Here is a 17,554-nt window from a genome sequence, read left to right on the forward strand (position 1 = left end):
GTTGCAATACATAAAAGCAGTAAGGATAGATTTAGTTGTCTCTATAGCTGGCTCATTTGCCACGATTATGGTATAGTATATACGTGTTTCACTTTACAGGGCAGGAGGACAGAATGTACACGTATGTGTTGTTTGATTTAGATGGGACATTGACGGATTCGCAGGAAGGAATCGTCAGGTCCGTGGCGTATGGGCTGGAGAAGATGGGCGAATCGACTGACGGGCGGCTGGACCGCCATATCATTGTGGGACCGCCGCTGATGCGCACGTTTTTGGATGTGTACGGGTTTTCTGAAGCAAAAGCCCGTCAGCTCTATGCTTATTTTCAGGAACGGTACAGTACAATAGGCAAGTTTGAAAACCGTGCCTTTGACGGCATTGTGCCCATGCTGAAGCGGCTGCAGGAACGGGGTATCCATTCTTTTGTGGCTACGTCCAAGCCCCAGGTTCATGCCCAGGCCATTTGCGAAAAGTTTGGCATTGCGCCGTATGTGGAAAAAATCGCCGGTCCGGCCGTAGGTTCTCTCGATACGAAGGCCGATGTGATGCGGCGGATTCTGGACTATATAGGCCCTCAGGCTGCAGGTCATGCCGTCATGGCAGGGGACCGGAAGTTTGACGTCATCGGCGCCAGGGAAACGGGGATTCCCGTCATTCTCGTCGGCTATGGCTATGGCAGCGAACAGGAACGGCGCGATGTGCCGCCTGATTTTTTTGCATCTACTGTCAGCGAACTGGAACAGCTGATTATACAATAAGTTACAGAAAAGAGGTAGTATTATGGTATTGCAGGAAGGCAGCCTCATCCACGGCTTTCGCGTAGACCGGTCGGTGTACGTCAGCGAAGTGGACAGTCAGGCTTATGAAATGCACCACGTCCAGTCAGGGGCGCGGCTGCTGTATTTGCAGAATACAGATGATAATAAGGTGTTTTCGATTTCGTTCCGCACGACGCCGACGGACAGCACCGGTGTTCCTCATATTTGTGAACATTCCGTGCTGTGCGGCTCCCGGAAGTTTCCCCTGAAGGAACCGTTTGTTGAACTGGTCAAGGGTTCTTTGAATACGTTCCTCAATGCCATGACCTTTCCCGATAAGACCATGTATCCTGTGGCCAGCCGCAACGACAAGGATTTCAGAAACCTCATGGATGTCTATCTGGATGCCGTGTTCTTTCCGAATATGCTGAAAGACCCGCAGGTCCTCATGCAGGAAGGCTGGCATTATGAGCTGGAATCGCCTGATGCACCGCTGACGTACAGCGGCGTCGTATTTAATGAAATGAAAGGCGTCTTTTCTTCTCCTGATTCGCAGCTGGAACGGCATGTCATGACCAATCTCTTCCCTGATACGACATACGGCGTCGAATCGGGCGGCGATCCCGACGATATTCCCCAGCTTACGCAGAAAGCCTTTGTGGCCTTCCACGAAAAATATTATCACCCGTCGAACAGCTACATATTCCTGTACGGCGACATGGATATAGACGCAACCCTGGCGTTCATTGACGGGGAATATCTGAGCAAGTTTACAGTCCAGCCTGTAGATTCGGCCATTCGCCGGCAGGCTCCGGTAACACCGGTGGTGCAGTCCTATCCGTACGGCATCGGGTCGGAAGAAAAAACAGCTCACAAGACGCTGCACAGCCTTACCTACGTCATTGATGATGCGTTGAATCCCACACTGGGACTGGCTTTTAAGATTCTGACCTACGTACTGCTCCAGTCGCCGGCGGCACCGCTGAAAAAGGCCCTGGTCGATGCCGGTGTAGGCAAGGATATTTCCGGCGATTTCCAGGACGGTCTGCTGCAGCCTATTTGGGGAATTTCTGTCAACGGTTCCGACCCGGACAAGCAGGAACGGATCTTATCCGTTGTCCGCCAGGTTCTGAGCGACATGGTACAGCAGGGACTGGACAAGAAACTGCTGGAAGGGGCTCTGAACCGCGTGGAATTTACGCTGCGCGAAGCGGACTTTGCCGGCCGCCCGAAAGGTCTTATTTACGGTATTCGCTGCATGGATACGTGGCTCTATGACGGCGATCCTCTGGATACACTGCGCTATGAAGATGCCCTCAAGACGCTGCGCGACGGGATTCAGACGACCTATTACGAAGATATTCTGAAAAAATATATTCTCGACAATTCCTATTATGCCCTTATTTCCCTGATTCCCGAACCGGGACTGACAGAACGGCATGAAGAGGAAGTGGCGAAAAAGCTGGCAGCTTATAAAGCGACCTTGTCGGCAGAAGAAATTGACGGCATTATTGCGTCAGCCAAGGCCCTGAAAGCCCGGCAGGCGGCACCGGATTCGCCGGAAGCGCTCCTGTCCATTCCGACGTTGTCGCGGGAGGATCTGGACCATGAAGCGGAACATATTGACATGACTGTCGGCGAAGCCGGCGGCGTGCGTTTTTGCTATGTCCCGGATTTCACCAATGGCATTACCTACGTCAATGCGTACTTTGACCTGCGCGGCGTGACGGCGGAAGACCTGCCCTATGTGTACTTGCTGAGTGATCTGATCGGCGATTTGGATACGAAATCCCATACGTACGGCGAACTGGCTTCGCTCATCGATTTGTATACCGGCGGCATTGATTATTCTGTATCGGCCTTTGCGGACCGGGAAGATAACCGGGCTTATGTACCGGTGTTCAAATATAAGGCAAAGGTCCTGAGCCAGCATATTGGCAAACTGATTGACTTGCTGCGGGAAATTTCGACGGAAACGGTGTTTACGAATGAAAGCCGACTCATTGAACTGGTGGAAGAAACGAAGGCCGGCTGGGATATGGATGCCTTCCGCCGGGGCCACACCATTGTCATGCACCGCGTTTTGTCCTATGTATCGCCTGTAGAAGCGTTCTGCGATGCCGGTGAGTTCTCGTACTACGAATGGATCAGCCAGGTTGCAGCCCATATCCGGGAAAACAGCCAGGCTGTAGGCAAGCGTCTGGCCGATGTGATGAAGAAGATTTTCAGCCGCGCTGCCATGACTGTACAGATTACGGGCAGTACGGCAGAAAAAGAACAGGCTGCTGCCGCCCTTTCCCGCTGGACCAATGCACTTCCTGCCGGGTCTGCCCCGTCGGGGCTGTGCCAGTTTGCACTGTCCCGCAAAAACGAAGGCATCATGACCAGTGGCAAGGTGCAGTACGTGGCCAAAGGCGGCAATTTCCGCAGTCACGGCTATGCCTATACGGGAGCGCTCATGGTACTGGACACGATTTTGCAGTATGGCTATTTATGGACCAAAGTCCGCGTTCAGGGCGGGGCATACGGTGCCTTTACCCGTTTTTACGGCAACGGCGACATGGTCTTCTGCTCCTATCGGGACCCGAATCTGGGCAGTACTGTTACGGCCTATGACCAGCTGGCAGACTATCTGGAACACTTCGACGTATCAGCTCGGGAAATGACCAAATACGTCATTGGTACGCTGAGCCGGATTGATGTACCCCTGACGCCGTCGCTGCGTGGGGATAAGGCCATGAACCGGTACTTTACGGGCCTGACGCAGGAACTGATTCAGCATCGCCGCAATCAGCTTCTGACGGCAGAAGCCAAGGATATCCGCGCCCTGGCACCGATGATCCGCGACGTCATGGCTGACAACAACCTCTGCGTCATGGGCGGTGAAGCGAAAATCCGGCAGGAATCGGCCCTGTTTGACCATCTCGTATCGCTGCCTGATTAGGAGAGGAAGCGATGAGAGGACGGTTTGCGCCCAGTCCGACAGGATATATCCATTTGGGCAATGTATGGACGGCGTTTCTCTGCTGGCTCCAGGTGCGTCAGGCCGGCGGCACGCTGGTGCTGCGGATCGAAGATATTGATGAGCAGCGGTCCAAGCCAGTCTTTGAGCAGGCCCTGCTGGAGGACTTGCGCTGGCTTGGGCTGACCTGGGATGAAGGGCCAGATGCAGGCGGTGCCTGTGGGCCTTATGTGCAGCAGCAGCGGTATGATTTCTATGCGGCGTGCCTGCAGTCTATCCAGGAACGGGGCCTGCTGTATCCATGCTATTGCAGCCGCGCGCGCCTGCAGGCCATTGGCGCCCCGCATGCTGGGGAGCACACGGTCTATGACGGCCACTGTTACGGTCTGACCGACGAAGAGCGGCGGCAAATGAAAAAAGCGCCGTCCTTTCGCATCCACGTGCCGCCGCGGCACATTGCCTTCTCTGACGGCATCTATGGCCGGCAGGAAGCGTTTCTGCCAACATCGTGCGGCGACTTTGTCCTTCGCCGGGCTGACGGCTTATATGCGTACCAGCTGGCTGTGTCGGCTGATGACGGGGCCATGGCTATTACACATGTCCTGCGCGGCCGTGATCTGCTGTCGTCGACGGCGCAGCAGATCTGGCTCATGGAGCTGCTCGGGTATACGCCGCCAGTGTATACTCATGTACCTATGCTGATTGACGGACAGGGACAGCGCCTGTCCAAGCGGCAGCACGGCATTACGGTCCGGGAACTTCGCAGTCATGGCGTGACGGCAGCGCAGGTGTTGTCCTATTTGGCCTGGAAAGGCGGACTGCTTCCGGATCCTGCTGTGTATAGTCTGGACGAGCTGCTGCATTACTGCGATCTTCAGCGTTTGGGGCAGAAGGATATTCGCATGGATGACGATGTGTACCAGGCGATTACAGCATTTACGTGACTTCTCCTTTTTGACTATTGCATCACCATGCTTCGGCATGGTGATTTTTTTATACTTTTTTCTATTCACCGTGATATTTATTGTCAGGTGGTGTGAAAATGTGGTAAAATGTGGTGAATAGTGAAAGAGGCGAGAAGGGGGCGGCGGCATATGTTTATGGGCGAACATGGGCATACGATTGATGCAAAAGGCCGCCTCATCATGCCTGTCAGATTCCGCGAGGAATTAGGCGCCCAGTGTGTGGTTACCCGTGGTCTCGAAGGGTGTCTGTCCGTGTATACGATGGAAAGCTGGGTCCGGCTCGCTGAGCGCATGAAAAAACTGACGGCGTCCAAAGAAAGTGTGCGTGCCTTCAAGCGTTTTCTGTTCGGCGGCGCTGCAGAGATCGAGTTTGACAAGCAGGGGCGCATTCTGATTCCCCCATCCCTGCGGGCCTATGCAAAACTGACGAAGGACGTCATCGTTCTGGGAACAGGAGATAAAATAGAAATCTGGGCGAAAGATGTATATGAAGCCTATACAGCGGCTGTCGTTCCGGATATAGAAGATATTGCTGAAACATTGGACGAATCGCTGGAGCTTGATTTTTAGGAGGTACCATGGAGTTTCATCATGTGAGCGTGCTGCGAAGCGAAACAATCGACAATCTCATGACCGATCCGAACGGCATATATGTGGACTGTACGCTGGGCGGAGGCGGCCATTCCCGGGCCCTGGCAGACCGGCTGCAGCCTGGAGCGCTGCTTATTGGGCTCGATCAGGATGCCGATGCCATTGCTGCAGCATCGGCCCGGCTGGAAGGAATTGTCTGCCGGCACCGGCTGGTACAGCGCAACTTCAGCAGTCTGTCTGATGTGCTTGATGAAATGAATATTGATGCCGTCGACGGCGTCATGTTTGATCTGGGTGTGTCCAGTTATCAGCTGGATACGCCGGAACGGGGCTTTTCGTATATGCAGGACGGTCCGCTGGACATGCGGATGGACCGAAGTCAGAACAAAAGTGCCTATGACGTAGTGAACACGTACAGCGAAGCCGATTTATACCGCATTATCAGGGAATACGGCGAAGAACGGTGGGCCAAGCGCATTGCGTCCTTTATTGCTGCGGCGCGCCGGGAAAAGCCGGTAGAACGGACGGAAGAACTGGTGCAGATCATTAAACATGCCATTCCTGCCGGTGCCCGGAAAGACGGCCCCCATCCGGCAAAGCGGACCTTTCAGGCCATTCGCATCGAAGTAAATGATGAACTGGGGATTCTCCGGGAGTCTGTAGAAGCGGCGGCCCATCGCCTGAAGCCAGGCGGTCATATCTGCGTGATTACCTTTCATTCCCTGGAAGACCGTATTGTCAAGCAGGCCTTTAAATTGATGGCGACGGACTGCATCTGTCCGCCTGACCTGCCGGTCTGCGTGTGCGGCCACAAGGCGATACTGCAGAAGAAGAGTCACGTAATCGTCCCGTCGGAAGCGGAACTGGAGCAGAATCCCCGGGCGAGGAGTGCCAAGCTGCGCGTAGGCATTCATCTATAGGCGTCAGGGTATTCGGAAATGGGAGGGATGGACATGTTGGCCAGAAAAGCAGAATACATGTCGGCTGCAGGAAAACCGCGGGAATGGTACATGCAGAAACGGTCAAAGGCAGAAAAAAAACATATTGTGACCTTTATGAAGCGTATAGGGCTGCTGCTGGGGCTTGTGTTTTCCATCATCCTGGCAAGTATTTCCATTGCAGCAGTCAAATCGAACTATACCTATGCCCTGATGCAGGAAAAGCAGCAGGTCCGACAGCTGCAGCGGGACAATGATGCCCTGCGTATTGATATTGCGAGATTAGACACGGCAGAACGGATTTATACGATGGCGACTACGAAGCTGGGTATGACGGCGCCGGCGCATATTCTGTACGGCCCGCCGTCTCAGACGGAGGCAGTCAGCCCCTAATATGACGACGTCAGCAGCCTTTGGTAAGGCTGCTATTGTTGTTTGTTCTGCCACAGCGAATAGATTGAGGAGGATATATGATGAAAACAGTAGGAGAACTTTGCAAGCAAATGAAGGGAATATACAATCTGGACGGCGCCGCCAATACGCCTGTTACGGGGATTACGTCTGATTCCCGTAATGTACAGCCCGGTGATTTGTTCGTCTGCATTTCCGGCGTCCATGTCGATGGCGCTGCCTTTGCCGCTCAGGCCGTTGAAAAAGGGGCAGTTGCCGTACTGACGACAAAACATCTGGATCTGCCGAAGGGAACGGTTCAGATTATGACGCCGGAAATACATCACGCCCTGGAAGACATGGTGCCTTATTTTTATGATTATCCCGGAAAAAAGATGCGCATGATCGGCGTTACCGGCACGAACGGCAAGACGACGACGACCCACATTATTGCTCATATCCTGCGGGCTGCAGGCCATCATGTGGGCGTTCTCGGCACGATTCATGCCCTCATTGATGACGAAGAACTGCCGATTCACAATACGACTCCTGATGTAGTAGAACTGCAGCGCTTTCTGGCGCTTATGCTGGAAAAAGGCATGACTCACGTCGTCATGGAAGTATCCAGCCATGCCCTGGCACTGAACCGGGTAGCAGGCATTGAATTCGATACGGCTGTATTTACCAATCTGACGCAGGATCACCTCGATTTCCACAAGACCATGGAAAATTACGTCGCTGCCAAGGCCAAGCTGTTTCAGAGCCTGTCGGCGCCGGATCACGTCAAAGATAACAAGACGGCCATTGTCAATATTGATGACGACTGGGCCGATCATATTCTCCGGGCCTGCCACTGCAAGGTACTGACGTACGGCGTAGAAAAGAAAGCAGACCTGCAGGGCTCCAATCTGAAAGTAGAACTGAAAAAATCGTCCTTTGACGTCACCGGGCCTTTTGGCAGTGTTCACCTCAATATGAACATTACCGGCCTGTTCAATGTGTACAACACGCTGGCCGCCATTGGTGCCGCTCACGCCGAAGGTGTCGATACCAAGACCATTGACAGCGCCATTCAGACCTTCCATGCTGTTGCCGGGCGGTTTGAACTGGTTGAAGCGGGCCAGGATTTTGCCATTGTCGTCGATTATTCCCATACGCCGGACAGCCTGGAAAAGGCTTTGACCACAGCACGGGCCATGAAGCCAAACCGCATCATTGCCGTATTCGGCTGCGGCGGTGACCGGGATCGGACGAAACGGCCCATTATGGGGAAAATTGCGGCCCAGGAAGCAGATATTCCCATTGTTACCTCTGATAACCCCCGCTCGGAAGATCCCGAAGCCATTGTCCGGGAAGTCGAAGCCGGCGTAGAACAGGGCCTCAAGCCAGGTCAGCACCATGAAGTCATTGTAGACCGCCGCTCGGCTATTCGCCGGGCTGTAGAACTGGCAAAGACAGGAGATATTATTCTCATTGCCGGCAAAGGTCATGAAACGTATCAGATTTTAAACAGCGGCACCATTCATTTTGACGACCGCGAAGAAGCGCGCAACGCCGTGCTGGCTCGAAAGGGGAATCACTGATGGCTTCCTTTTCACTGCAAGACGTACTGCAGGCAACAGGCGGCACTGTAGCCTGCGGGAAAAGGTCTGAACAGCATTTTTCCGACGTGTCTACCGATACGCGGACTATTGCGCCGCAGTCCCTGTTCGTCGCCCTGAAAGGGGAAACCTTTGATGGCCATGCCTTTGTGGCGGCAGCAGCTGAAGCCGGCGCTTCCGGCGCTGTCGTATCGGAATGGCGCGATGCATACCGCAGCCTGCCCCTGACAGTGATTGTCGTAACGGACACGCTGCAGGCCTATCAGGATCTGGCCCGGTTCCACCGGCGCCGTTTCTCCATTCCCGTCATTGCTGTAACGGGCTCTGTCGGCAAGACATCGACGCGGAATATGATTGCTACCGTTCTTTCGCAAAAACTGCAGGTCCTGCAGACAGAAAAGAACTTCAATAATGAAATCGGCTTGCCCCGGACGCTGCTCCAGCTGACAGACCGGCATGAAGCCTGCGTCGTAGAAATGGGCATGCGCGGTCTGGGACAGATTGCAGCCCTGGCGGCCATTGCCGAGCCGACAATCGGCGTCGTAACCAATGTGGGTATCTGCCATATTGAGCTGCTGGGCTCGCAGGACAATATTGCCCGGGCCAAAGGGGAACTGGTAGAAGCCATTCCGGCCAATGGCACGGCTGTATTAAATGGTGACGACCCCTATGTCTCCGCCATGGCAGACAAATGCCGCGGCACCGTCGTTACCTATGGCGAACAGGCGCAGGCTGATGTACAGGCCTGCCGGATTTCGGCAGATGAACGGGGTGTGTCCTTTACGTGCCAGTCAGGAGGGGAATCCTTTGACGTAACGGTGCCGGTTATTGGGCGGCATCACGTATATAATGCCCTGGCAGCCGTAGCCGTTGCCAGACTGACCGGCGTGACGACAGAACAGATACAGAAAGGACTGGCTTCCTACGCCGGCATGCCCATGCGGGAGGAACTGATTCATATCGGCGGCTGTACGTTTATTAACGATACGTATAATGCGAATCCGGCCTCCATGGCCGCTGCTGTCCAGACGCTGGCTCATCTGACGAAGGGCCGCAAAATTGCGTTCCTCGCCGGTATGGGCGAGCTGGGACAGTGGGCTAAGAAGGCTCATGAAGATATAGGCCGCCTGGTTGTAAAAGAGCATATTGACATTCTGATTACGCTGGGGACGCTGGCAGAAAACATTGCTTCTGCTGCCCGCAGTGAAGGAATGACGGCCGTGTATACGACGGAGACGCATGCCGAAGGGGCTGCGCTCCTGCAGTCTTTGTTGAAGCCGGGGGATACGGTTCTGCTCAAGGGATCCCGCAGCTTTGCCATGGAAAAGATACTGCCTTATATGGAAAGGAAGTCATGTGAATGTTAAACACCCTGATTTTTGGATTTGCTGTCAGTTTAGTCGTCGCCCTGGTGCTGGGAAAACCGGTTATTCAGCAGCTGAAGAAATTTCATGCCCGTCAGTCTGAACGGGAAGAAGGACCGCAAAGTCATAAATACAAGGCCGGTACGCCGACAATGGGGGGCATCCTTATTTTAGCAGCCCTTGTCGTTTCCTGCCTGGTCTTCAATCCGACGGACCTGCGCAAGGGGCTGGCCTTATTCCTGACCTTGGGACACGGCGTCATTGGGTTTCTGGATGATGCCATCAAGGCGGTAAAACACCGGAACCTGGGATTGACAGCAAAGCAAAAATTACTGGGCCAGTTTATTATGGCCGCCATATTTTGCTTTATCTTAAAAGAATTTCTTCAGTTCCCTACGACTTTGTGGATTCCCTTTACGTCACTGAATATTGACCTGGGATTTTTCTATTACTTCGTCGTATTTATCATGATCGTCGGCACGAGCAATGCTGTAAATCTTACTGATGGCCTTGATGGCCTGGCTGCAGGCTCCTGTGCCATTACGTCCGTTGCCTATGTCGTCATTGCCGTGGCTCTCGGCTATGTCAACTTTGCCGTCTTCAGCGCCGCTCTGACCGGTGCATGCCTGGGCTTTCTGTTTTACAACCAGCATCCGGCCAAGATGTTTATGGGCGATACGGGCTCTTTGGCCTTAGGCGGGGCCCTGGCGGCAATGGCTATTTTGACGAAGACCGAACTGCTGCTGATTCTGGCCGGAGGGCTGTACGTAGTCGAAGCGCTGTCGGTCATTATTCAGGTCGTGTCGTTTAAAACGCGAGGTGTCCGGATTTTTAAGATGAGTCCTATTCACCATCATTTTGAATTATCTGGCTGGAGTGAAGTCAAGGTCGTTACTGTTTTTTGGAGTTTTTCCGCTCTTATGGCTATTTTGGCGATTATCGTCGTCTTGACGACAAAATAAAGCGGATATGAATACATTCATTTTCATGGCAAAGCAGGTGTTGGCAAATGAGCATTATGGATTTTACAGGCAAACATATACTGGTTCTCGGCGCCGGTATCAGCGGCCAAGCTGCGTCGCTGGCCCTGGCCCGGCACGGCGGCAGCGTCGTACTGAATGATAAAAAAAATATTGATACGTCAGAAAAACCATGGCCGGAACTTGCCGCTGCCGGTGTGCAGCTGGTTTTCGGCAGTCAGGATATGGGTCTTCTCGAGGGCGTGGATATTGTCGTTCCATCACCGGTTATTTCTCCGGAAATGCCGCTGGTAGCAGAAGCCCTGCGCCGCGGACTTCCTGTCTGGAGCGAAGTCGAAGTGGCCTGCCGTCTTACGAATGCGGAAATACTGGGCGTTACCGGTACGAACGGCAAGACGACGACAACGACTCTTCTCGGTGAAATGATGAAGGCTTCAGGCCGTCAGACCGTAGTAGGCGGCAATATTGGCGCCGGATTATCGGAACTGGCAGAAGATTTGCCGGCCACGGCCGTCGTAGTAGCCGAGCTGTCGAGTTTTCAGCTGGAATTGACGCAGACCCTGAAGCCGAAGGCTGCGGTTATTCTGAACATTACGCCAGACCATCTGGACCGTCATCATACGATGGAAGCCTATGCTGCTGCGAAAGAACGGATTTTCCGCAATCAGGACAGTCACGATTTTGCGGCGCTCAATTATGATGACGCTCGGGTTCGGGCCATGGCAGACCGGATGAAAGGTCATATTCTGTGGTTTTCAACGGAAAGGGAAGTGCCGGAAGGGGCCTTCTATGACGGCACCTCTCTCATCCTTCGCCTCCACGGTGCCGATACGGTTATTTGCCGGGATAGGGACCTGCATCTGTTTGGCCGCCATAATATACAGAACTGCCTGGCTGCGTCTCTTCTGGCTCATGCTGCCGGCGTATCGCTGGATGTGATCCGCAAGGTACTGATGAGCTTTAAAGGCGTAGAACACAGACTGGAAAAAGTTCGCGTCATTCATGGCGTTACGTATTACAATGATTCCAAGGGAACCAATACGGACGCTTCCATTAAGGCGTTGGAAGCCTTTTCCGGTCATTTGATTCTCATTGCCGGCGGATACGATAAGATGACGCCTCTTGATGAGTTTATGGCGCTGGCAGCGAAAAAAGTCGATACCCTTATCCTTATCGGCAATGCAGCTGACCGGTTTGAAGAAGCAGCTAAAAAGGCGGGCATTACAGATATTCGCCGTGCCGGGTACAGTATGGAACAGGCCATTATGATGGCCCGCAAGATTGCCAAGGCACCGCAGGCCGTGCTGTTGTCGCCGGCTTGCTCCAGTTATGATATGTATGATAATTATGAACAGCGCGGACGGGTCTTTAAAGGCATTGTCAACGCAATATAGCAGTTAGTAATCTGGTAATGGGGGACGAAGACATGCGCCGAGTCATTATTTCCGGAGGCGGAACAGGCGGGCATATTTATCCGGCAATTACGATTGCCCGGGCAATTGCCGACATCGAACCGACGGAGTTTTTATATGTAGGTTCTAAAATTGGATTGGAAAATACGCTGATCCCTAAAGAAGGACTGCCGTTTGTTACCTTGGATGTACGGGGACTGGAACGAAAAATCTCCTTCCGCAACCTGGTTACGCTGGGGAAAACGGCGGCCAGCCTGATTCGGGCAGAAGGTATTATCCGTAAGTTTAAGCCGGACGTCGTCATCGGGACAGGCGGCTTTGTCTGCGGTCCCGTGCTGCTGGCAGCCAGCCTGAGCGGCGTGCCGGCACTGATTCAGGAACAGAACGTCATTCCTGGCGTGACCAATATGATTTTGAGCAAGTTTGTCACTCGTGTGGCCTTGGGATACAGGGAAGCGGCAGGCCGGTTCAAGCGGAAGAATATACTGGTATATACGGGAAATCCCGTCCGCAAGGATATTCTGACAGTTACAAAAGAAGAAGGGCGGCAGATGCTGGGGCTGGATCCTCATAAATTTACGCTCCTCGTAGCCGGCGGCAGCCGGGGGGCCAGAAGCATCAATTCTGCCATGATAGAAGTACATAAATATTTTGCCAATGCCAAGGATATACAAATCCTGCATGTAACAGGCGATCATGAATACGATCGGGTCGTCAAGCAGCTCGACGGCATTGACGGCAAGGGCCGCTACGGAGAAGGGAGCCGGATCATTCCCTATCTCCATCACATGCCGGCAGCCCTGGCCGCTGCTGATCTGGCCGTATACCGCGCCGGTGCCGTAGGACTGGCAGAGCTGACGGTCCGGGGCGTACCATCTATTCTGATTCCCTATCCCTATGCCGCAGAAGATCATCAGCGCTATAATGCCCAGGCTCTGGTCATGTGCGGCGCCGCCAAAATGATTCTGGACAAAATGCTGACCGGACGGGATTTGCTGGAAGAAATTCTGCACCTTAAAGAGGATCCGCAGGCCCTGGCAGCCATGGCCAAGGCCAGCAAGGCATTGGGGAAACCGCAGGCAGCCCATGATATTGCCACCCTGGCGTTATCCATTGCCCGCTGTCGGCACAGCTCTCACTAAATAAAGGATGTGTAAGAAAGACCATGGTTAATCTTGACGATATACGAAAAATACATTTTGTTGGCATTGCCGGCGCAGGTATGCGGGCTATTGCCAATGTATTCATAGAAAAAGGATATGACGTATCCGGTTCTGATATCAGAGAATCGGATATTACCAGACGGCTGGCAGAAAAAGGGGCCCGCATCTGTATTGGACAGAAAGGGGAAAACCTGGAAGATGCGCAGGTCGTCGTCGTTTCTTCGGCTATCCGCAGCGACAATGCCGAAGTCGTTGAAGCGCGGCGCCGGCAGATTCCGGTCATCCATCGTTCTGACGCCCTTGTCCATATCATGACCTGGGGTAAGGGAATCTCCGTTGCCGGTGCTCACGGCAAGACGACGACGTCGTCCATGCTGGGCCAGGTATTTGAAGAAAATCATATGGACCCGACTATTGTCATTGGCGGCGAAGTCGATTACCTGCACAGTAATTCCATCCTTGGCAAGGGCAAATATGTCATTGCCGAAGCCGATGAAAGTGACGGAACCTTTCTCAAGCAGAAACCGTACATTGCTGTAGTGACGAATATTGACGCCGACCATATGGATCATTACGGCTCACTGGCCAATGTGGTAGAAGCGTTTAAAGAATTTATTCAGAAGCTGGACCCGGAAACGGGACTGGCTGTGCTGTGCGTGGAAAATGAACGCATCCGTGCGCTGGCACCGCACGTACAGCGCCGATATGTATCGTACGGCATTGATCAGCCTGCAGATTATCAGGCTTCCAATCTTCACTATGTGGCAGGACGGCTGCACTTTGACGTCTCGTTCCAGGGTACACACCTGGGAGAAGTGGTGCTCCATGTTCCAGGTCGGCATAATGTGCTCAATGCCCTGGCAACGATTGCCGTCGCCCTTCACTGCGGCATTCCCTTTGCCGGAATAGCAGAAGCGCTGTCTCATTTTCACGGAGCAAAACGGCGGTTCCAGACGAAGGGAATCGTCAAAGACGTGTGGGTCGTTGACGATTATGCTCATCATCCGACAGAAATCAATGCCACCCTGACGGCAGCCCGGGACATGGGGACGCACCGCGTCGTATGCGTGTTCCAGCCGCACCGGTATACGCGGACGAAACTCCTGCTCAACCAATATGGAGCGGCCTTTGCCAAGGCAGATGAGCTCATCGTCACCGACGTGTACAGTGCCGGTGAAGATCCCATTCCCGGCATATCAGGCAAGCTGATTGCCGATAAGGTGCGGGAAACGACAGGGCAGGATGTGCGGTATATTCCCCATGCTGATGACGTTGTTGCGTACCTGGAGGAAACATCCCGGCCTTTCGACCTGATTATCACCATGGGAGCCGGCGATATTTACAAAGTAGGCGAACGTTATTTAGAAGCAGTCAGAAAATAGGAGCATACACAGGACTATGGAAATGATGAAAGAGAAAAAAATCGCCGTCATCGTAGGCGGCCCTTCAACGGAAGCAGCTGTTTCGCGCAATACTGGGACCTCGGTGGCCAAAGCGCTGAATGAAAAGGGATATCATACGGAAACGATCGAGCTGGTGCCGCATGAACTGGCCAGAGAACTGGAAGAACGCCATATTGACGTCGTCTTCAATGCCCTGCACGGCCGGTACGGTGAAGACGGCGTGCTACAGGGCATGTGTGAAATGATGGGCATTCCCTATACAGGTCCCGGCGTCATGGCCAGTGCCGTAGGCATGAGCAAAGTCATGAGCAAGTGCGCCTTTCAGGGGGCCGGTATTCCGACAGCTCCCTTTGCGTATTACTTTGCTTCCCAGGGAACGGATGCTATTTTGAAAGATCTGCACAGCCGCTTCTCCCTGCCTGTAGTCATCAAGTCTTCCGGACAGGGTTCCAGCATTGGCACGGTCATTGTTACAGAAGAATCGCAGCTGAAAGGCGCCCTCGATGAAGCCTTCAAATATGGCGATTCCATTATTGCCGAAGCCTTTCTGACTGGCGATGAATTTACGGTTGCTGTCATGGATGACCTGGCCTTTCCGGTTATTCAGATCGTGTCGTCTACAGGAAAGTACGATTATTATTCCAAATACACGCCAGGCGTGTCTACCCATCTTTGCCCGGCACCGGTGTCAGAAGAACTGACCAAAGAGATGCAGGACCTGGCGCTGCGCGTGTTCCACCTGTGCCACTGCAGCGGCGTAGCCCGCGTCGATTTGATGACAGACGGAAAGGGCAATCCTTTTGTTCTGGAAATCAATACGGTCCCCGGCATGACAGCGACCAGTCTGGTGCCGGATGCAGCCAAGGCCATGGGCCTTTCCTTTGCCGATTTATGTGAAAAGATTCTGCTGGAAGCTTCTGTAGGTAAATTCTGATATGCCAAAGGACAGATACACGTTGCCCGAACTCCATCGAACCAGCGATGTGTTTATTCCTCCCCAGATTGAACACGATCCGCTGGATGACCTGACGCCGGGAAACGAAAAGAAAGAACAGCCGGAACCTGGGGAAAAGCGCCGCCGTCTGCGCCGAAAGAAAAAGGACAGCCTGCGCCGCCGGCGCCGGCGGAAAAAGCGCAGCCGCCTGGCAATCGCCGGAGGTGTTCTGGGAGTTTTGGTTCTGTGGCTGCTGCTGCGGGTGGCACCGATTTCGTTCGGCACTCTCCTTATTGAAGGCAATGAAGCGCTGACGGCAGAAGACGTACGTCGGGCTGCCGGCGTGCCAGGGTATGTCAATGTCATTCAGCTGTCGCCGGACGATATGCAGGAACGGATGCAGAAGGATCTGCGCATCAGCGCTGTCACAGTAAAGCGGGAATTTCCGGCGGCCATACGCATTACGCTGACGGAACGAAAAGCAGCTGCTGTTGTCCGGACGCTGTATGGCTTTGCCTATGTCGATGCCAAAGGCACCGTCATGGATATACAGCCGCAGATTCAGGGCATTTCCGTTCCCATCATTACAGGTACCAAAATGGATGCGCTCCTGCTGGGTGATACTATCAGCGACGGTCCCATTGCACGGGGACTGGCGTATCTGCAGGAACTGCCGCCGGATATTCTGAAGACCATTGCCGAAGTCAATGTGGGAAATGAAACCAACCTCATTGCCTATACGAGTGATTCCCTGCCTATTTATCTGGGGACAGGCGACCACCCGGCAGAACGGGCAAAGCTTACGGAAGAGCTGCTGCAGGAAGTGCAGCAGCGGCATATGATGGTTCAGTATATTGATACGGATATACGGGCCCCCCTGGTCAAAAGCAAATAGGATGGGTTTACATAAAAAAAATATGGATAATTTTTTCCAGATAGTGTAAAATAATAGAGAATCCTATGTATACAGCAGTATTCACGATTTTGAAGGAGGAAAAAGTAACATGGCAGAGTTTGCAAATATAAAAGTAATTGGCGTTGGCGGCGGCGGAAATAATGCTGTCAACCGTATGATAGAAAGCGGACTTCAGGGTGTACAGTTTATTTCGGTCAACACAGAAGACCAGGTACTGGAAGTATCGAAGGCAGATGTTAAAATTCAGATCGGTGAAAAACTGACCCGTGGTCTTGGTGCCGGTGCCAATCCTCAGGTTGGCGAACAGGCAGCACTGGAAAGCAAGGAAGAAATTATCAAAGCCCTTCAGGGTGCCGATATGGTTTTCGTCACAGCCGGCATGGGCGGCGGTACCGGCACAGGCGCTGCGCCGATCGTTGCCGAATGTGCCAAGGAAATGGGCGCCCTTACGGTTGCTGTCGTTACCAAACCCTTTGCATTTGAAGGCAAACGCCGGAAAGAACAGGCAGAAAAAGGCGCTGCCTACTTAAAAGAAAAAGTAGATACGATCATTACGATTCCTAATGACAAACTGCTTCAGATTATTGACAAGAAAACGCCGCTGAAAGATGCGTTCCTCGTTGCCGATGACGTTCTCCGTCAGGGCGTACAGGGGATTTCCGACCTGATTACGACGACGGGCCTGATTAACCTGGACTTTGCTGACGTGAAGACCATCATGTCCGACCAGGGCGAAGCCATCATGGGCATCGGCGTAGGTTCCGGCGAAAACCGTGCTGTTGAAGCTGTTGACGGAGCTATTCACAGCTCCCTGCTGGAAACGGGTATTGACGGCGCCCAGAGCATTCTGCTCAACGTAACAGGCGGTCCTGACATCAGCCTGTATGAAATCAATGAAGCGGCAGAAAAAGTTGCGGAAGCAGTGGATCCGGACGCAAACATCATCTTTGGTTCTGTCATCGATCCGGATATGGAAGACTCCATCCGTATTACTGTCGTTGCTACGGGATTTGGCAAAGAACCGTCGTCTATCCCTGCATTTGGCCAGAACGGCAGCGTAAAGACCGGCAGTGACACCCGGGAAGCAGGCGGCGTAGAAATTCCTACGTGGATGAGATAAGCAGTATACTGGAAAAGCGGATCCTGGCGGACCCGCTTTTTTTGAAAATGCACGGCA

General features: G+C 53.2%; 15 protein-coding genes. All 15 read left to right on the plus strand.

The window, feature by feature from the left end; genetic code table 11:
• The first annotated feature begins 113 nt into the window (after positions 1–113).
• The 15 genes from Q3886_RS00005 to ftsZ all read left to right on the plus strand — a co-directional run bounded on the left by Q3886_RS00005 (position 114) and on the right by ftsZ (position 17,497).
• On the plus strand, positions 114–758 hold the full coding sequence (locus tag Q3886_RS00005) for an HAD hydrolase-like protein (protein WP_301859029.1): 645 nt from the start codon (positions 114–116) through the stop codon (positions 756–758).
• 22 nt (positions 759–780) lie between these two features.
• A complete protein-coding gene (locus Q3886_RS00010) occupies positions 781–3,702 on the plus strand; it encodes an insulinase family protein (RefSeq protein WP_301859030.1) in 2,922 nt (973 codons plus the stop codon).
• Between the two features lie 11 nt (positions 3,703–3,713).
• The gene (gluQRS, locus tag Q3886_RS00015; protein WP_301859031.1) at positions 3,714–4,664 is read left to right on the plus strand and encodes a tRNA glutamyl-Q(34) synthetase GluQRS; all 951 of its coding nucleotides are present in this window, start codon (positions 3,714–3,716) and stop codon (positions 4,662–4,664) included.
• A 150-nt stretch (positions 4,665–4,814) separates the two neighbouring features.
• Positions 4,815–5,255 (plus strand): division/cell wall cluster transcriptional repressor MraZ, encoded by a 441-nt coding sequence (mraZ, locus tag Q3886_RS00020; RefSeq protein ID WP_301859032.1) that lies wholly within the window; start codon positions 4,815–4,817, stop codon positions 5,253–5,255.
• Between the two features lie 8 nt (positions 5,256–5,263).
• Positions 5,264–6,196 carry a 16S rRNA (cytosine(1402)-N(4))-methyltransferase RsmH gene (rsmH, locus tag Q3886_RS00025; RefSeq protein ID WP_301859033.1) on the plus strand — a complete coding sequence of 311 codons (933 nt, stop codon included), beginning with the start codon at positions 5,264–5,266 and terminating at the stop codon, positions 6,194–6,196.
• A gap of 33 nt (positions 6,197–6,229) precedes the next feature.
• On the plus strand, positions 6,230–6,607 hold the full coding sequence (locus Q3886_RS00030) for a cell division protein FtsL (RefSeq protein WP_301859034.1): 378 nt from the start codon (positions 6,230–6,232) through the stop codon (positions 6,605–6,607).
• Between the two features lie 80 nt (positions 6,608–6,687).
• Entirely contained in the window at positions 6,688–8,187 is a 1,500-nt protein-coding gene (locus Q3886_RS00035) for a UDP-N-acetylmuramoyl-L-alanyl-D-glutamate--2,6-diaminopimelate ligase (protein WP_301859071.1), read from the plus strand.
• Entirely contained in the window at positions 8,187–9,572 is a 1,386-nt protein-coding gene (murF, locus tag Q3886_RS00040) for a UDP-N-acetylmuramoyl-tripeptide--D-alanyl-D-alanine ligase (RefSeq protein WP_301859035.1), read from the plus strand. Before Q3886_RS00035 ends, murF begins: the two co-directional genes overlap by 1 nt.
• Positions 9,566–10,531 carry a phospho-N-acetylmuramoyl-pentapeptide-transferase gene (mraY, locus tag Q3886_RS00045; RefSeq protein ID WP_301859037.1) on the plus strand — a complete coding sequence of 322 codons (966 nt, stop codon included), beginning with the start codon at positions 9,566–9,568 and terminating at the stop codon, positions 10,529–10,531. The genes murF and mraY overlap by 7 nt, the downstream gene beginning before the upstream one ends.
• Positions 10,532–10,578: 47 nt before the next feature.
• Positions 10,579–11,943, plus strand: coding sequence for a UDP-N-acetylmuramoyl-L-alanine--D-glutamate ligase (gene murD / locus Q3886_RS00050; RefSeq protein WP_301859039.1), 1,365 nt, complete (start codon positions 10,579–10,581; stop codon positions 11,941–11,943).
• 32 nt (positions 11,944–11,975) lie between these two features.
• Complete coding sequence (murG, locus tag Q3886_RS00055; protein WP_301859041.1) at positions 11,976–13,103, plus strand: undecaprenyldiphospho-muramoylpentapeptide beta-N-acetylglucosaminyltransferase; 1,128 nt, start codon at positions 11,976–11,978, stop codon at positions 13,101–13,103.
• 23 nt (positions 13,104–13,126) lie between these two features.
• Complete coding sequence (gene murC, locus Q3886_RS00060) at positions 13,127–14,506, plus strand: UDP-N-acetylmuramate--L-alanine ligase (protein WP_301859042.1); 1,380 nt, start codon at positions 13,127–13,129, stop codon at positions 14,504–14,506.
• Positions 14,507–14,522: 16 nt separating this feature from the next.
• Positions 14,523–15,461 (plus strand): D-alanine--D-alanine ligase, encoded by a 939-nt coding sequence (locus tag Q3886_RS00065; RefSeq protein WP_301859043.1) that lies wholly within the window; start codon positions 14,523–14,525, stop codon positions 15,459–15,461.
• Position 15,462: 1 nt separating this feature from the next.
• A complete protein-coding gene (locus Q3886_RS00070) occupies positions 15,463–16,356 on the plus strand; it encodes a cell division protein FtsQ/DivIB (protein WP_301859045.1) in 894 nt (297 codons plus the stop codon).
• 109 nt (positions 16,357–16,465) lie between these two features.
• On the plus strand, positions 16,466–17,497 hold the full coding sequence (gene ftsZ / locus Q3886_RS00075; RefSeq protein WP_301859046.1) for a cell division protein FtsZ: 1,032 nt from the start codon (positions 16,466–16,468) through the stop codon (positions 17,495–17,497).
• Positions 17,498–17,554: the final 57 nt, after the last annotated feature.

Source organism: uncultured Megasphaera sp., from assembly GCF_958350005.1.
GTDB lineage: Bacteria > Bacillota > Negativicutes > Veillonellales > Megasphaeraceae > Megasphaera.